The organism is Dankookia sp. P2, assembly GCF_050632255.1.
GTDB lineage: Bacteria > Pseudomonadota > Alphaproteobacteria > Acetobacterales > Acetobacteraceae > Paracraurococcus.
The window spans coordinates 2,724,196-2,739,429 of the sequence record NZ_CP192581.1 but is presented as its reverse complement, the minus strand read 5'-3'; the positions used below and the strand labels follow the sequence as shown (position 1 = coordinate 2,739,429).

Here is a 15,234-nt window from a genome sequence, read left to right as displayed (position 1 = left end):
ACGCCATCGCGCCATCCGAATCTAGCCGCCGGGCGGCGGCCGCAGCGGCTTGTAGTCCTCCGTCTCGATGTCGCGGCCGAACTGACCCTTGTCCTCCGGCAGCGCGCCGCGGCGGGGATCCTGCGCCTGGGCCTCGCCCGGCGGCATGGGATGGCTGGGAGCGCCGCGCGGTCCCATCGGCTCGTCGACCGGCGGCGGCATGGTGCCGGGCTCGCCGCCCGGGGCGCCGTCCCAGGGGGTACCCCGCACCAGCTCGAGCGGCAGGGCGCGTTCCGCGGTGCAGGAACAGACGACGGAGCCATCCGCCATCTGGTTCGGCATGGTCACCTCGTCGCAATGCGGGCAGCGCACGGCATCAAGGCGCAGCTGTTCGGGCCGTGGGCCAGGGGATGGATCGGGTTCGCTCATGCACCCATGACGCGGCGCGACCCATCCGGGTTCAGTTGATCTGGGACAGGTCCTCGGACAGCACGACGATCTGCACGCTGTAGGAGACCTCGCCATCCTCGGCATCGCGGTGGACGGTGCCGACGAATTCGCTGCCGACGAATAGCTCGACGGAGGCGTTCTTGCGGTTCGGGGTCGAGAGCTTGATCGTCTCGTTGCCCAGCAGCCGGCGCAGATGGGCCTGCACGGCGGCGAGTTCGGCTGGGGTCATGTCTTGGTGTCCTGCTCGGAAAGTGCGGTCCCATAGCGGCGGGGCGGGACCAGGGCTAGGCCGGGGCGACGATTCTGGCCGCAGGCGGCGGCGTCAACCCTGGCCGGCCTCCTCGGGCGTCTGCAGCTTCAGGGCCAGCGCGTGCAGCCCGCGGCCGATTCGGCGTCCAGTGCCGCATGCACGGCGCGTGACCGGGCAACGCGGTTCATGCCGGCGAAGGTCGGGCTGACGGCGAGCACGCTGTAGTGCGTCTCACCGCCCGGGGCGGCGCCGGCATGCCCGGCATGGAGCTGGCTGTCGTCCCGGACCTCGACCCGGGCCGGCGCGAAGCTGGCTTCCAGGATCTGCCGGATGCGGTCTGCGCGTGTCTGCATGGGCGGTTTTTCAACGGTTTCCCTGGCCTCGGCAAGGGCCGCGCGCGGCGTTTCGGGCGGCGCGCTCGCCTTGCGCCGGGCCCCCCCACGCCCATAAAGCCGGAATGCCCCCCGCCGCGGCCGCACTCCCGAGCCTCGATCCGGACCGGCCGCGACGTCCCTGCGACGCGCCGGGCTGCCCCGCCGAAGGCGAATCCCGCGCCCCCCGCTCCCGCTCCGCCCTGAACGACTATGTCTGGTTCTGCCTGCCGCATGTGCGGGAGTACAATGCGGCCTGGGACTACTACAAAGGCATGGGCCCGGCCGAGATCGAGGCCAACCTGCGCAGCGACAGCGGCTGGCAGCGGCCGACCTGGCCGCTCGGCCGGCTCGGCGGGTCCAGCCGGTTCACCCCGGAATACCTGGCCGACCCGCTCGGGATCCTGCGCGACACCCCGCTGCATGCCCAGCGCACCCGGCCGCGGGAGGAGAAGCGCGAGGCGCCGCCCGAACTGCGCGCCGCGCTCGACGTTCTGGGGCTTGCCTGGCCGGTCGAGATGCCGGCGCTGCGTGCCCGCTACAAGGAATTGGCCAAGCGACATTGCATCCGGACCTGAACGGCGCCGACCGCGCCGCGGAGGACCGGCTGAAGGATGTGAACCGGGCCTACAGCCTGCTGCGCCGGAAGCTTGGCGCCGGCGGGGCCGCGGCGCCGGCGGAGCCTGCCGAAGCCGCCCCTGACCGCCGCCGACGCCGCAGGTTGGGGAATTCCGCCCCAGCCCGGGTAGCCTGCCGCCCAACCCTGGCCTAGTCTCCCCCCAAGAACCCTGAGCGGATGCCGATGAACAAGGTCGCCAACCTCGCCGAAATCCGTCCAACTTCGGCGATCGATACCCCCGACACCACCGTCAGCGCGCGCGAGGCCTTCGGCCTCGACATCGACCTGCAGGTGCCGGCCTTCTCCATGCGCACGGAACACGTGCCGGAGGTGGACCCCACCTACAAATCTCGACCGCGAGACGACGCTGGCGATCCTGGCCGGCTTCACCAACAATCGCCGGGTGATGATCCAGGGCTACCACGGCACCGGGAAATCCACCCATATCGAGCAGGTGGCGGCGCGGCTGAACTGGCCCTGCATCCGCGTCAACCTCGACAGCCACATCAGCCGCATCGACCTGATCGGCAAGGACGCGATCGTCCTGAAGGACGGCAAGCAGGTCACCGAATTCCGGGAAGGCATCCTGCCCTGGGCGCTGCAGCATCCCTGCGCGCTGGTCTTCGACGAATACGATGCCGGCCGCCCGGACGTCATGTTCGTCATCCAGCGGGTGCTGGAGGTCGAGGGCAAGCTGACCCTGCTCGACCAGAACAAGGTCATCCGGCCGCACCCGATGTTCCGGCTGTTCGCCACGGCGAACACGGTGGGCCTCGGCGACACCACGGGCCTCTATCACGGCACCCAGCAGATCAACCAGGGCCAGATGGACCGCTGGTCGGTGGTCGCCACGCTGAACTACCTGCCGCATGCGCAGGAGACCTCGATCGTCCTGGCCAAGATGGGCTCGGACGGCAGCGACCCGAAGCTGAAGAAGCGGATTGAGGCGATGGTGGCGCTGGCCGACCTGACCCGCGCCGGCTTCATCGCCGGCGACATCAGCACCGTCATGTCGCCGCGCACGGTCATCACCTGGGCCGAGAACGCCAAGATTTTCGGCGATGTCGGCTTCGCCTTCCGCCTCACCTTCCTCAACAAGTGCGACGAGGCGGAGCGCAGCACGGTGGCCGAGTACTACCAGCGCTGCTTCAACGAGGACCTGCCGATGGGCACCTCGCTGAAGAAGGCGGGGTGAGCCTGCGGGCCGCGCGCGCCGCGGCCCGTCCATGACGGGGAAGGGGGAGCCAGACCCGCCCCTTCCGACCATCCCTTCCCGGCATGCGCCACCAGGGCTGACGAGACCATGTCCAAGCAAGACCTGACCCGCCAGGAAGAGTTCAAGCGCGCCACCGCCGGCACGCTGCGCGCCATCGCGCACGCGAATGCCGAGGTGCAGGTGGCCTTCCAGCCCGGCCCTGGCGGCGTCGCCGGCAAGCGCGTGCGCCTGCCGCTGCCGACCCGCGCCCTGCCGCCGGCCGAGATGGCCAAGCTGCGCGGCGCGGCCGACGCCGCGGCGCTGCGCATCCGCCACCATTCGGAAGCCGTCCACAGCGCCCGCCTGCCGCAGCGCCGGGAAGCCAAGGAGGTCTTCGACGCGCTCGAGGACGTCCGGGTCGAGGCGGTGGGCAGCAAGCACATGTCCGGCGTCGCCGCCAACCTCCGCGCCCGCCTCGCCGACCAGTGCGAGACCGAGGGCTACGACCGGATGACGCGGAAGGACCAGCTGCCGCTGCCCGCCGCGCTGTCCCTCCTCGCGCGCGAACGCATCTCCGGCGAGCCGGCGCCCGAGGCGGCGCGCCGCGTGCTCGACCTCTGGCGCGACACCATCGGCGAGCAGGCCGACGTCGCGCTGGCCGAGATGGCCGGCACCACCGACGACCAGGACGCCTTCGCCCGCGCCGCCCGCAAGCTGCTCACCGCGCTCGACCTGGCCGAGGCCGAGGTCGAGGCGGAATCCGAGGAGCAGGAGGACGGCGAGGAGAGCGGCGAGCAGTCCAGCCAGCAGGACCAGTCCGGCGAGGGCGAGGCCCAGGCGCAGGACCAGGAGAGCATGCTGGGCGCCCAGCCCGAGACCATGCAGGGCGAGGCCTCCGACGAGGAGGTCGAGGAGGCGGAGGACGAGGGCGCCGCGGCCGAGGGCGACGACAAGCCGGGCGGGCCGCAGCAGCGGAAGGAGGTCGTGCAGACCGACGACGCCAGCCGCTACCACCCCTTCACCACGGCGCATGACGAGATCATCGAGGCCGACGAGCTCTGCGACCCCGAGGAGCTGGGCCGGCTGCGCCAGCAGCTTGACCAGCAGCTCAGCCATCTGCAGGGCGTGGTGTCCAAGCTGGCCAACCGTTTGCAGCGTAGATTGCTGGCGCAGCAGCAGCGCGCCTGGGAATTCGACCTCGAGGAGGGGACGCTGGATGCTGCCCGCCTCGCCCGCATCATCGCCAACCCGCTGCTGGCGCTGACCTACAAGCGGGAGCGGGAAGCCGACTTCCGCGACACCGTGGTCTCCCTGCTGATCGACAACTCGGGTTCCATGCGCGGCCGGCCGATCACCGTCGCCGCCATGTGCTCCGACATCCTCGCCCGCACGCTCGAGCGCTGCGCGGTGAAGACCGAGATCCTCGGCTTCACCACCCGCGCCTGGAAGGGCGGCCAGAGCCGCGAGAAATGGGTGCAGGAGGGCAAGCCGCGCAATCCGGGGCGCCTCAACGACCTGCGCCACGTGATCTACAAGGCGGCCGACGCGCCCTGGCGGCGGGCCCGCAAGAATCTCGGCCTGATGCTGCGGGAAGGCCTGCTGAAGGAGAACATCGACGGCGAGGCGCTGGAATGGGCCTACAAGCGCATCCGCAACCGCCCGGAGCACCGCCGCATCCTGATGGTGATCTCGGACGGCGCGCCGGTCGATGACAGCACGCTCTCGGTCAACCCGGGCAACTACCTGGAACGCCACCTGCGCAAGGTGATCGCCGATATCGAGGGCCGTGGCGACGTCGAATTGATTGCCATTGGCATCGGCCATGATGTTACCCGCTACTACCGGCGCGCCGTCACCATCGTGGACGCCGAGGAGCTTGGCGGGACCATGATGAAGAAGCTGGCCGAGTTGTTCGACGAGGACGCTGCCGAAGCTTGGCAGCGGGCCGCCACGGAACGCGCCGCCCTCGTCGCCTGAGCCGGCCCCGGGAAACCACCATGCCCCATTTCCCCGGCGGCGCCTGGCGCCGCCGGTCCCTGCTGGCGGCCGGGCTCGGCGCGCTGGCCACCGCGGCCTGCGTCCAGGGCGGCTTCGCCCAGGGCGTGCCGGCCAAGCCGCTCGCGCTCGGCCCCCTGCCGCTCGGAAGCAAGCTGGAACTGCTCGGCGGGCTGCAGATCGACGACGAGGCGCTGGGCTTCGGCGGGCTCTCCGCCCTGCATCTCGATGCCGACCTGCAGGTCACCGCCATCAGCGACCTCGCGCATTGGATGACCGCGCGGATCGAGATGCGCGACGGCCGCCCTGTCGGCCTGTCCGGGCTGCGCACCGGCCCGCTGAGCGACGGCGCCGGCAAGCCGCTGCCGCGCGGCCATAGCGGCGATGCCGAGGCGCTGGCCCGGCTGCCCGACGGCACCTGGCTGGTCGGCTTCGAGCGCTGGCACCGCATCCGCGCCTACCAGCGGATCGACGGGCCGGGCCGCTATGTCCAGGCGCCGCCGGGGCTGGAACGGGCAGGCGGCAATGGCGGGCTGGAATCGCTTGCCGCGCTGGCCGATGGCAGGCTGCTGGCGATCACCGAGGCGATGAGCGTGCAGGACCAGCCGGGCGTGGTGCGCGCCTGGCTCGGCGGCCCGCCCGGCGACTGGCAGGCACTCGCCTATCGCCCGGGGGAGGATCTGAGCCCGGCCGATGCCGCGCCGCTGCCGGATGGCGGCGCGCTGGTGCTGGAGCGCAGCTTCTCGCTCTTCGGCGGCTTCGGCGGGCGGCTGGTGCGGCTGTCGGCCGCGGCGCTGCGCGCGGCCGGGCCGGCGACGGTGCTGGAGGGCGAGGAGATCCTCCGCATCGCCACGCCGCTGCCGGTCGACAACTTCGAGGGTGTCAGCGCCGTGCGGGTCGGCGGGCGGACGCTGGTGGCGATGGTCTCGGACGACAACCAGAACCTGCTGCAGCGGACCCTGCTGCTGCTCTTCGTGCTGGCCGACGACTGAGCCGGCCCGGCCGCGGCGGGCGCGCTGCTAGCCCGCCCCGACCAGCGCCTGCTCGTCGCGCCGGATGTAGTCGCTCAGCACCTGCAGGAAGCTCTGCCCCGGCGCCCCGGCCGCGATCGCCTGGGGCGAGGCCAGCACCGCCGCGGCCTCGGCGCGTTCCCGCATCCCCTCCGCCTCGCCGGCATAGGCCATGGACCAGCTCGGGAAGCTGCGCGCCTCGATCGGGTGCAGGTGCAGGATGATGATGTCGCGGTGTCGGGGGTCGGACTGGATGGTCTCGAAGATGTCCTCGACCGTCCCGCGCGGGCCTTCCAGCACCTGGGCGAAGCAGCCGCCGCTGAACAGCAGCGCGCCGGTGAGGCCGGTGGCGCGGTTCTTCTCCCGCGCCACCTCGAGGATGGCGGCGATCTCGGCATCCACCTCGGCCGGCGTGCCGGCGATCAAGTTGCGGCTGAAATAGGCCAGGCTGTAGAGCGGGCCGGTCATGCCAGGACCTCCTCCGGTGTCGCGGTACGGTCCAGCCGGGCGATCAGGGCTGGCAGCGCCGCCATCCGGCACCGGGCGGCTCACCAGGTAGCCCTGCATCTCCGTCGCGCCCGCGCCCCGCACCAGGGCCGCCTGCTCCGGCGTCTCCACCCCCTCCGCCACTGTCGAGATGCCGAGCCCGGTGCCGAGCGCGGCGATGGCGCGGATCATCCAGGCGGCATCGTCGGCGGCGGCACGCCCCGTGCCGATGCCGCGGACGAAGGACCGGTCGATCTTCAGCCGGTCGAAGGGGTACTGCGCGATGCGGCTGAGCGAGGAATAGCCCGTGCCGAAATCGTCGATCGCCAGCGAGACGCCGAGCGCGTGGATCTCCGCCAGCAGCGCCGCGGCGTCCTCGACCATCGCGCTCTCGGTCACCTCGATCTCGAGGCGCGCCGGCGGCAGGCCGGATTGCGCCAGGGCCTCCCCCACCCCGGCGACCAGGGCGCGGCCTTCCCGCAGCTGCAGCGGCGACAGGTTGACCGCGACCCGCAGCGGCGTGCCATGCGCCGGCACCGGCCAGCGCATGGCAGCCTGGCAGGCGGTCCGCAGCACCCAGGCGCCGAGCGCGCCGATCACCCCGATGGTCTCGGCGAGCGGGATGAAATCGTCCGGCCCGACCATGCCGCGGGTCGGGTGCTGCCAGCGCAGCAGGGCCTCGAAGCCGGTCAGCCGGCCGGTGGCGAGCTCGACCTGCGGCTGGTAGTGCAGCACGAACTGGTCGAGGCTCAGCGCCTCGCGCAGCTCCATCTGCTGCAGCGCCAAGGCGGCCCGCAGGTCCGCCTCCAGCGCCAGGCGCAGCCGGGCGCGGTCCTGCATGGAGGGCTCGAAGGCCCGCTGCCGGTTGCGCCCCTCGGCCTCCGCCTGGTGCAGCGCGATGGTGGCGGCGCGCAGCAGGGCGTCCGCATCCTCCCCGTCCAGCGGCCAGATGGCGATGCCGATGCTGGCGCTGATGGTGATGGCATGGCCGTTCACCGCATAGGGCCGGGCGACCAGGTCGAGCAGCTGTTCCGCCAGCGCCGCGACGGCGCCGCCCTGCGGCAGGAAGACCGCGAGATTCATCCCCGCTGGTGCGGGCCACGACCGCCTGCGGCCCGGCCGCGCCGCGGATGCGGCGGACCACGCGCTGCAGCACGCCGTCCCCGGTATCGTGCCCGGCGCTGTCGTTCACCGCCTTGAAGCGATCGAGGTCGAGGACCAGCAGCGCCGGTGGCCCGCCGGCAACCGGCGGCGCGGCGAGCGCTTCCGCCATCACCGCGCGCAGCCGTCGGCGGAGCACCACGCCGGTCAGCGGATCGGTATCCAGGGCGGGATCGGGTTCGGATCGCATGGCGGCCGGAACCGTCGAGGCGGCGGCGCTCGGCGTTCATGGAGTCTTCCCTTGAGAAGTTAATCTAAGATGCCAATTTTCGCTCATCGCGGCAATCATGGAATGGCAAGTCCGGGCGTCGGGCGAATTGCCCTGGAAAGGACAGATAAAGCCTATTTTTAGTGCAAAAGAATTGGACTTGATTGATAAGCCCCAAAAAACGGCATTGATCAAAGCCTGGGCGAACTGATACCAATGGCTGGCCGGCAGCTCCTGCCGGCCCTGGTTCCCCCAATGGCGGGTGGCGCCAAGCAGCGGGACGGCCCGGCGTCGTCCCAGTGCAGGACCTGCGGGCCAAAGGCGGCCCGCGCGCGGAGAGACGCTCCGCGGAGATCCTCCAGCGTGAACCAGGTCTTCCTGAAGGCGGGGCTGCTGCCCGCCCCGGCCGCATCCCGTCCTGCCGACCTCTCCCGCGCGGCCTGGCCGCATCCCGTCCTGCCGCAGCCATGCGCCGCCCGCCGCTGACGCCGAAGGATCATCCGCGATGAACATGATGTCCCCCAGCGTCAGCGACTCGTCGTCATCGGCAACGGCATGGCCGGCATGCGGACGGTCGAGGAGCTGCTGAAGCGCGCGCCGCAGCGCTACGAGATCACCGTCTTCGGCGCCGAGCCGCATCCGAACTACGACCGCATCGCGCTCTCCTCGGTGCTGGCCGGGGAGAAGACGCTCGAGCAGATCGTCATCAATACCCGCGAGTGGTACGCCGAGAACGACATCCGCCTGGTCGCCGGCGACCCGGTGGTGCGCGTCGACCGGCTGGCGCGGACGGTCACCTCCGCCTCCGGCATCACCCTCGGCTACGACAGGCTGCTGCTGGCCACGGGTTCGAAGCCGCTGGCGCCGCCGATCCCGGGCCTCGGCCTGCCCGGCACCTGCGCCTTCCGGGACATCGCCGATGTCGAGACCATGCTGGCCGCGGCCGGCACCCACAGGCGCGCCTGCGTCATCGGCGGCGGGCTGCTCGGCCTGGAAGCCGCCTGGGGCCTGAAGCGGCGGGGAATGTCGGTGGCGCTGGTCCACCTGATGCCGACGCTGATGGAGCGGCAGCTGGATGTGGCGGCGGGGACGCTGCTGCAGCGCGACCTCGACAAGCGCGGCATCGCCTTCTTCACCAACGGCCAGACCGAGGAGATCACCGGCACCGACCGCGCCACCGGCGTGAAGCTGGCCGACGGGCGGGAGATCGAGGCCGACCTGGTGGTGGTCGCCATCGGCATCCGGCCCAACATCGACCTCGGCCGCGCCATGGGCCTCGAGGTGAATCGCGGCATCGTCGTCGACGACGGCATGCGGACCAGCGAGGATCCGAACGTCTTCGCCGTCGGCGAGTGCATCGAGCATCGCGGCGCGGTCTTCGGCCTGGTCGCGCCGATCTGGGAACAGGCCAAGGTCTGCGCCGCGCAGCTCGCCGGCGACGAGGACGCGGCCTATGTCACCCCGGCGCTGTCCACCCGCCTGAAGATCACCGGCATCGACGTCTTCTCCGCCGGCGCCCTCAACGCCGCCGACGAGGCCGACGAGGAGATCACCTTCGCCGACGCCGCCCGCGGCGTGTACCGCAAGCTGGTGCTGCGGGAGAACAAGGTGGTCGGCGCCGTGATGTACGGCGACGTGGCCGATGGCGGCTGGTACTTCCAGATGCTGCGCGAGGGCGCCGACATCTCCGCCATGCGCGACACGCTGATCCTCGGCCGCGCGGTGGCGACCGCGGCGCTGGGTGCGGCGGCGCCGGACCCGAACGCCGCGGTCGCCGCGCTGGCCGACAGCGCCGAGATTTGCGGCTGCAACGGCGTCTGCAAGGGGAAGATCAGCGCCACCATCGCCAAGCTCAAGCTGACGACGCTCGACGCCGTCCGCGCCCATACCAAGGCCAGCGCCTCCTGCGGCTCCTGCACCCCGCAGGTGGAGAGCCTGCTGGCGATCGCGCTCGGCGGCGAGGTGCAGAAGCCGGCTGGCGAGAAGCCGATGTGCAAGTGCACCGCGCACGGCCACGACTTCGTCCGCAAGGCGATCCTGGTGGAGGAGATCAAGACCATCCCGGAGGTCATGCACCGCCTCGGCTGGAAGAACGCCGAGGGCTGCGCCTCCTGCCGCCCGGCGCTGAACTACTACCTGCTCTGCGCCTGGCCGGGCGAATACGTGGACGACGCGCAGTCCCGCTTCGTGAACGAGCGCATGCACGCCAACATCCAGAAGGACGGCACCTATTCCGTCGTCCCGCGCATGTGGGGCGGGCTGACCAGCGCGAAGGAGCTCCGCGCCATCGCCGACGTCGCCGACAAGTACAATGTGCGCGAAGTCAAGGTCACCGGCGGCCAGCGCATCGACCTGTTCGGCGTGAAGCGGGAGGACCTGCCGGCGGTCTGGGCCGACCTCAACGCCGCCGGCATGGTCTCGGGTCATGCCTATGCCAAGGGGCTGCGCACGGTGAAGACCTGCGTCGGCTCCACCTGGTGCCGCTTCGGCACGCAGGACAGCACGGGCATGGGCGTGCAGCTGGAGAAGATGACCTGGGGCTCCTGGCACCCGCACAAGGTCAAGCTCGCGGTCTCCGGCTGCCCGCGCAACTGCGCCGAGGCGACGATCAAGGATTTCGGCGTCGTCGCGGTCGACAGCGGCTGGGAACTGTCGGTCGGCGGCAATGGCGGCATCCATGTCCGCGCCACCGACAAGCTCTGCAAGGTGGAGACCGAGGCCGAGGTGCTGGAATATTGCGGCGCCTTCCTGCAGCTCTACCGCGAGGAGGCCCGCTACCTCGAGCGCACCGCCCCCTGGGTGGAGCGCGTCGGCATCGACTACGTGAAGCGGCGGATCGTCGGGGACGCCGAAGGCCGCCGCGCCCTGCACGCGAAATTCCTTTACGCCCAGCAATCTCGCCCAGGTCGATCCCTGGGCCGAGCGCGCCGCCGGCGGTGCCCCCGCCGCGCCCTTCAAGACCCTGGTTCCAGCGGAGTGACGGCGATGGACGGCATGACCCAGGCTTCCCGCTGGACCGTCATCGGCCAGCTCGGCGACATCCCGCGCCAGGGCGCGCGCGTCGTCGCGACCGCGGCCGGCGACGTCGCCGTCTTCCGCGCGCTGGACGACAGCGTCTTCGCCGTGGAGGACAGCTGCCCGCACAAGGGCGGCAAGCTGAGCCAGGGCATCGTGCACGGCCATGCCGTCACCTGCCCGCTGCACAACTGGGTCATCGACCTGCAATCCGGCGAGGCCGCCGCGCCGGATATCGGCTGCATCAAGCGCTTCGCGGTCAAGCTCGAGGGGCGCACGTCCTCCTCGCCCTGCCGCGCTGAGGAGTTTTCCCATGTCCTACGTCACCCCCCAGGACTTCACGCGGAAGATGATCGACGCCGGCGAGGCGAAGGTCTTCATGGCGACGCGCGACACGCTGATCCGCGCCTTCATGGCCGGCGCCATCCTGGCGCTGGCCGCCGCCTTCGCCGTGACCGTCACGGTGCAGACCGGGCAGCCGCTGGTCGGCGCCATCCTCTTCCCCGTCGGCTTCTGCCTGCTCTACCTCATGGGCTTCGACCTGCTGACCGGCGTCTTCACCCTGGCGCCGCTGGCGCTGCTCGACCGCCGGCCGGGCGTCACCATGGGCGGCGTGCTGCGCAACTGGACGCTGGTCTTCTTCGGCAACTTCGCCGGCGCGCTGATGGTGGCGGTGATGATGGCCATCATCTTCACCTTCGGCTTCACCGAGGCGCCGAATGCGGTGGGCCAGAAGATCGGCACGATCGGGGAGGGCCGCACGCTCGGCTACGCCGCGCATGGCGCGGCGGGCATGCTGACGCTCTTCATCCGCGGCGTGCTCTGCAACTGGATGGTCTCGACCGGCGTGGTCGCGGCGATGATGTCCACCTCCGTCCCGGGCAAGGTCATCGCCATGTGGATGCCCATCATGGTGTTCTTCTACATGGGCTTCGAGCATTCCATCGTGAACATGTTCCTCTTTCCCTCCGGCCTGATGCTGGGCGGGCATTTCACGATCATGGACTACATGCTGTGGAACGAGCTGCCGACGGTCCTCGGCAACCTGGTCGGCGGGCTCAGCTTCGTCGGGCTGACGCTCTACGCCACCCATGCGCGCACCGCGCCGCAGCGCCGGCCGGCCGTGGCGGCGCGGGGCCTGCACGCCCCGATGGCGGCCGAGTAGGGGCCGGCGCGATGGGCACCGCCGTCCGCACCACCTGCCCCTATTGCGGCGTCGGCTGCGGGGTGCTGGCGCAGCCGGACGGCAGCCTGGCCGGCGACCCGGCGCATCCCGCCAACAAGGGCCGGCTCTGCGCCAAGGGCGCGGCGCTGGGCGAGACGCTGGACGATGCCGGGCGGCTGCTGCATCCGATGGTGGGTGGCGCGCGCGTCTCCTGGGACGGCGCGCTCGACCTCGTCGCCGACCGCTTCCGCGCGACCATCGCCGAACATGGCCCGGATTCGGTCGCCTTCTACGTCTCCGGCCAATGCCTGACCGAGGACTACTACGTCGCCAACAAGCTGATGAAGGGCTTCATCGGCAGCGGCAACATCGACACCAACTCGCGGCTCTGCATGGCCTCCTCGGTCGCCGGCCATGTGCGCGCCTTCGGTGCCGACGTGGTGCCGGGGGTATATGAGGACCTGGAGGAAGCCGATCTCGTCGTCCTGGTCGGCAGCAACCTCGCCTGGTGCCACCCGGTGCTGCACGGGCGGCTGCAGGCGGCGCGCGGCGAGCGCGGCACGAAGCTGGTCGTCATCGACCCGCGCGGCACCGCCACCACCGCCGGCGCCGACCTGCACCTTCGGCTGGCGCCCGGCTCCGACGTCGCGCTCTTCGCCGGGCTGCTGGCGCATCTCGCCGGCATCGGCCGCGTCGACCAGGCCTGGGTCGCGGCGCATGCCGCCGGCTTCGAGGCGACGCTGGCCGCGGCGCGCGAGGCCGCGCCGACCCTGGACCGCGTGGCCGCGCTGACCGGCCTCGCGCCGGCGGACATCGCCCGCTTCTACGCGCTGTTCGCCGCGACCGAGCGCACGGTCACCGTCTCACAGCCAGGGCGTGAACCAGTCCGCCGCGGGGACCGACAAGGTCAACGCCATCCTCAACTGCCACTTGGCCACGGGACGCATCGGCCGCCCCGGCATGGGCCCGTTCAGCATCACCGGCCAGCCCAATGCGATGGGCGGCCGGGAGGTCGGCGGCCTCGCCAACCAGCTCGCCGCCCATATGCGCTTCGACATGCCGGGCGCGCCGGATCGCGTCCGCCGCTTCTGGGATGCGCCGAACCTCGCCACCCGGCCCGGCCTCAAGGCGGTCGAGCTGTTCGAGGCGGTGCGCGACGGCCGCGTCAAGGCGCTCTGGATCATGGCGACCAACCCCGCCGACAGCCTGCCGCGCGCCGAGCGGGTGCGGGAGGCGCTGGCGGCCTGCCCCTTCGTCGTCGTCTCCGACTGCTGGGAGACCGACACCACGCGTTACGCCCATGTCCTGCTGCCCGCCGCCGGCTGGGGCGAGAAGTCCGGCACCGTGACCAATCTCGAACGCCGCATCTCCCGCCAGCGCCCCTTCCGTGCGGCACCGGGCGAGGCGCGCGCCGATTGGTGGATGCTGGCGCAGGTCGGCCGCCGCATGGGCTGGGCCGGGCACTTCGCCTGGGAGACGCCCGCCGCGGTGTTCCGCGAGCACGCCGCGCTCTCGGCCTTCGAGAATGACGGGACCCGGAGCTTCGACATCGGCGCCATGGCGACGCTCGACGAGGCCGGCTACGACGCGATGCAGCCCTTCCGCTGGCCGCTGCCGGCGGGCGCCACGCAGGAAGGCGGTCGGCTTTTCGCCGCCGGCGGCTTCCCCACGCCGGATGGCCGCGCGCGCTGCGTGCCGACGCCCTTCCGCGGCCTCGCCGCCGCGCCCGACGCCGCCTTCCCGCTGCTGCTGAACACCGGGCGGCTCCGCGACCAGTGGCACACCATGACCCGCACCGGCCAGGTGCCGCGCCTGTCGGAGCACGCCCCGGCGCCGGCCGCGACGCTCTCGCCCTCCGACGCCGCCCGGCTCGGCGCCGAGCCGGGCGGGCTGCTGCGCCTGACCTCGCCGCATGGGGCGACCGTGCTGCGCATCGCCATCGATCCCGGCCAGCGCGACGGCGAGGTCTTCGTGCCGATGCACTGGACCGATGCCTTCACCTCCTCCGGTCCCATCGACCGGCTGGTCGGCGCGGCGGTCGATCCGCTCTCCGGCCAGCCCGAGCTGAAGGCGACGCCGTTGCGGGCCGAGGCGCTGCCGGTGCGCTGGCGCGGCCTCCTGCTGCACCGGACCGCGACCCGGCCGGAGGAGCCCGGCATGCACTGGTCGCGCGCCCCGGTCGCCGCCGGCCACCTGCTGGAGCTCATCGGCGCCGAGCCGCTTCCGGCCGAGATCGCCCCGCTGGTCGACCGTCTGCTCGCCGCCCCCGCGGGCGCCGAGCGGATCCACATCGCCGACCCGGCGCGCGGGTCCTGGCGCTTCGCCACGCTGGTCGGCGGCCAAGTCGAATCCTGCCTCTTCCTGCAGCGGGAGGGCGGCCGCGCCGGCCTGCCCTCCGGCGCCGCCCTGGCCGCGCTGCTGGACGGGCTGGTGGCGGAGGCCGCGCGGCCCGGCCTGCTGGCGGGGCGTGCGCTGGCGGCAAAGCCGGCGGAACGCAATGTCTGCGCCTGCTTCGGCGTCGGCGTCGCCACCATCCGCGCGGCGATCCTCGACCGCCGGCTGGCCAGCGTCGCCGAGATCGGCGCCGCGCTCGGCGCCGGCACCAATTGCGGCTCCTGCGTGCCGGAGCTGCGGGAGCTCCTGCGCGACGCTCATGAAGCTGCGGCGGCCTGACGCCAGGAGGCGCCGCCGCGTCACTCCAGCGTCAGGTCGAGCCTGCGGATGACGTCGCGCAGCACCGCGACGCCGGATTGCAGCCGGGCGTGGAACGCCTCCGGCGTCTCCGGCGCCGCCGGCACGCCCTGGCCGACCAGCCAGTCGCGCATCGCCGGCTCGGCGATGATCCGGCCGATCTCCTCGTTCAGCCGGGCGACGATGGGCTGCGGCGTGCCGGCAGGGGCGAAGACGCCCAGGCCTTCCTCCAGCCAGACGCCGCCCAGCCCGGCCTCCGCCAGGGTCGGGACATCCGGCAGGGTGGCGAAGCGGGTCGGCGCCGCCACCGCCAGCGGCAGCAAGGTGCCGCCCAGCACATGCACCTGCGCCAGCGACCAGGAGGCGAACATGGCGTCCAGCCGCCCGGCCAGCAGCTCCGGCACCGCCTGGCCGCCGCCGCGGAAGGGGATGTGCGTCATGCTCACGCCGGCGGCGGCGTTGATCTGCTCGAGCGCCAGGTGGAAGGAGGAGCCGACGCCGATGCTGGCGAAGTTCAGCGTGCCCGGATTGGCGCGCGCCCTGGCCAGCAGCCCCTGCACCGAATCCACCCCCAGCGAGGGCCGGGTCAGCAGCAGCACGGTCAGTGCCCCGACCGGCGCGACCGGCACCCAGGTCCCG

Annotated in this window: 11 protein-coding genes and 6 pseudogenes; 11 read left to right on the top strand and 6 right to left on the bottom strand. The window is 72.0% G+C overall.

Features of this window, described 5'->3' with window-relative positions; genetic code table 11:
* Nucleotides 1-21: 21 nt before the first annotated feature.
* The 3 genes from ACQ86J_RS16235 to ACQ86J_RS16225 form a co-directional block, all read right to left on the bottom strand.
* Nucleotides 22-408 carry a hypothetical protein gene (locus ACQ86J_RS16235; protein WP_431271909.1) on the bottom strand — a complete coding sequence of 129 codons (387 nt, stop codon included), beginning with the start codon at nt 406-408 and terminating at the stop codon, nt 22-24.
* 31 nt (nt 409-439) lie between these two features.
* Entirely contained in the window at nt 440-658 is a 219-nt protein-coding gene (locus ACQ86J_RS16230; RefSeq protein WP_431271908.1) for a DUF3126 family protein, read from the bottom strand.
* A gap of 128 nt (nt 659-786) precedes the next feature.
* A complete protein-coding gene (locus ACQ86J_RS16225) occupies nt 787-1,032 on the bottom strand; it encodes a BolA family protein (protein ID WP_431271907.1) in 246 nt (81 codons plus the stop codon).
* 104 nt (nt 1,033-1,136) lie between these two features.
* On the opposite strand from ACQ86J_RS16225, the pseudogene ACQ86J_RS16220 reads away from it, so the two are divergent.
* The 4 genes and pseudogenes from ACQ86J_RS16220 to ACQ86J_RS16205 form a co-directional block, all read left to right on the top strand.
* A pseudogene (locus ACQ86J_RS16220) lies at nt 1,137-1,702 on the top strand (J domain-containing protein); the annotation flags it as partial.
* Nucleotides 1,703-1,852: 150 nt separating this feature from the next.
* A pseudogene (gene cobS, locus ACQ86J_RS16215) lies at nt 1,853-2,864 on the top strand (cobaltochelatase subunit CobS).
* Between the two features lie 108 nt (nt 2,865-2,972).
* Nucleotides 2,973-4,841, top strand: coding sequence for a cobaltochelatase subunit CobT (cobT, locus tag ACQ86J_RS16210; protein ID WP_431271906.1), 1,869 nt, complete (start codon nt 2,973-2,975; stop codon nt 4,839-4,841).
* Between the two features lie 20 nt (nt 4,842-4,861).
* On the top strand, nt 4,862-5,851 hold the full coding sequence (locus ACQ86J_RS16205; protein ID WP_431271905.1) for an esterase-like activity of phytase family protein: 990 nt from the start codon (nt 4,862-4,864) through the stop codon (nt 5,849-5,851).
* A gap of 27 nt (nt 5,852-5,878) precedes the next feature.
* Here ACQ86J_RS16205 and ACQ86J_RS16200 read toward each other — a convergent pair whose 3' ends face one another.
* On the bottom strand, nt 5,879-7,438 hold the full coding sequence (locus ACQ86J_RS16200) for an EAL domain-containing protein (RefSeq protein ID WP_431271904.1): 1,560 nt from the start codon (nt 7,436-7,438) through the stop codon (nt 5,879-5,881).
* A 55-nt stretch (nt 7,439-7,493) separates the two neighbouring features.
* A pseudogene (locus ACQ86J_RS16195) lies at nt 7,494-7,628 on the bottom strand (diguanylate cyclase domain-containing protein); the annotation flags it as partial.
* 175 nt (nt 7,629-7,803) lie between these two features.
* Here ACQ86J_RS16195 and ACQ86J_RS16190 point away from each other — a divergent pair.
* From ACQ86J_RS16190 to ACQ86J_RS16160, 7 genes and pseudogenes are all read left to right on the top strand, one after another.
* On the top strand, nt 7,804-7,935 hold the full coding sequence (locus ACQ86J_RS16190; RefSeq protein ID WP_431271903.1) for a hypothetical protein: 132 nt from the start codon (nt 7,804-7,806) through the stop codon (nt 7,933-7,935).
* Between the two features lie 152 nt (nt 7,936-8,087).
* Nucleotides 8,088-8,210: a hypothetical protein gene (locus ACQ86J_RS16185; RefSeq protein ID WP_431271902.1), complete on the top strand. Its 123-nt coding sequence runs from the start codon at nt 8,088-8,090 to the stop codon at nt 8,208-8,210.
* A 69-nt stretch (nt 8,211-8,279) separates the two neighbouring features.
* A pseudogene (nirB, locus tag ACQ86J_RS16180) lies at nt 8,280-10,952 on the top strand (nitrite reductase large subunit NirB); the annotation flags it as partial.
* Nucleotides 10,906-11,904 carry a formate/nitrite transporter family protein gene (locus tag ACQ86J_RS16175; protein ID WP_431272428.1) on the top strand — a complete coding sequence of 333 codons (999 nt, stop codon included), beginning with the start codon at nt 10,906-10,908 and terminating at the stop codon, nt 11,902-11,904. The pseudogene nirB and the gene ACQ86J_RS16175, both read left to right, overlap by 47 nt.
* Nucleotides 11,905-11,915: 11 nt before the next feature.
* Nucleotides 11,916-12,509 (top strand): annotated as a pseudogene (locus ACQ86J_RS16170) (molybdopterin-dependent oxidoreductase); the annotation flags it as partial.
* A gap of 271 nt (nt 12,510-12,780) precedes the next feature.
* Nucleotides 12,781-13,284: pseudogene (locus ACQ86J_RS16165) on the top strand (molybdopterin-dependent oxidoreductase); the annotation flags it as partial.
* A gap of 42 nt (nt 13,285-13,326) precedes the next feature.
* Complete coding sequence (locus ACQ86J_RS16160) at nt 13,327-14,577, top strand: molybdopterin dinucleotide binding domain-containing protein (protein ID WP_431272427.1); 1,251 nt, start codon at nt 13,327-13,329, stop codon at nt 14,575-14,577.
* A 20-nt stretch (nt 14,578-14,597) separates the two neighbouring features.
* On the opposite strand, the gene ACQ86J_RS16155 is transcribed toward ACQ86J_RS16160, so the two are convergent.
* Nucleotides 14,598-15,224, bottom strand: a complete 627-nt coding sequence (locus tag ACQ86J_RS16155; protein WP_431271901.1) for a tripartite tricarboxylate transporter substrate-binding protein — start codon at nt 15,222-15,224, stop codon at nt 14,598-14,600.
* Nucleotides 15,225-15,234: the final 10 nt, after the last annotated feature.

Coding starts and splice junctions, on each gene's coding strand:
- ACQ86J_RS16205 (WP_431271905.1), top strand. CDS start 4,862: ATGCCCCATTTCCCCGGCGGCGCCTGGCGCCGCCGGTCCCTGCTGGCG.
- cobT (WP_431271906.1), top strand. CDS start 2,973: ATGTCCAAGCAAGACCTGACCCGCCAGGAAGAGTTCAAGCGCGCCACC.
- ACQ86J_RS16230 (WP_431271908.1), bottom strand. CDS start 658: ATGACCCCAGCCGAACTCGCCGCCGTGCAGGCCCATCTGCGCCGGCTG.
- ACQ86J_RS16190 (WP_431271903.1), top strand. CDS start 7,804: ATGGAATGGCAAGTCCGGGCGTCGGGCGAATTGCCCTGGAAAGGACAG.
- ACQ86J_RS16200 (WP_431271904.1), bottom strand. CDS start 7,438: ATGAATCTCGCGGTCTTCCTGCCGCAGGGCGGCGCCGTCGCGGCGCTG.
- ACQ86J_RS16235 (WP_431271909.1), bottom strand. CDS start 408: ATGAGCGAACCCGATCCATCCCCTGGCCCACGGCCCGAACAGCTGCGC.
- ACQ86J_RS16175 (WP_431272428.1), top strand. CDS start 10,906: ATGCCGTCACCTGCCCGCTGCACAACTGGGTCATCGACCTGCAATCCG.
- ACQ86J_RS16160 (WP_431272427.1), top strand. CDS start 13,327: ATGCTGGCGCAGGTCGGCCGCCGCATGGGCTGGGCCGGGCACTTCGCC.
- ACQ86J_RS16225 (WP_431271907.1), bottom strand. CDS start 1,032: ATGCAGACACGCGCAGACCGCATCCGGCAGATCCTGGAAGCCAGCTTC.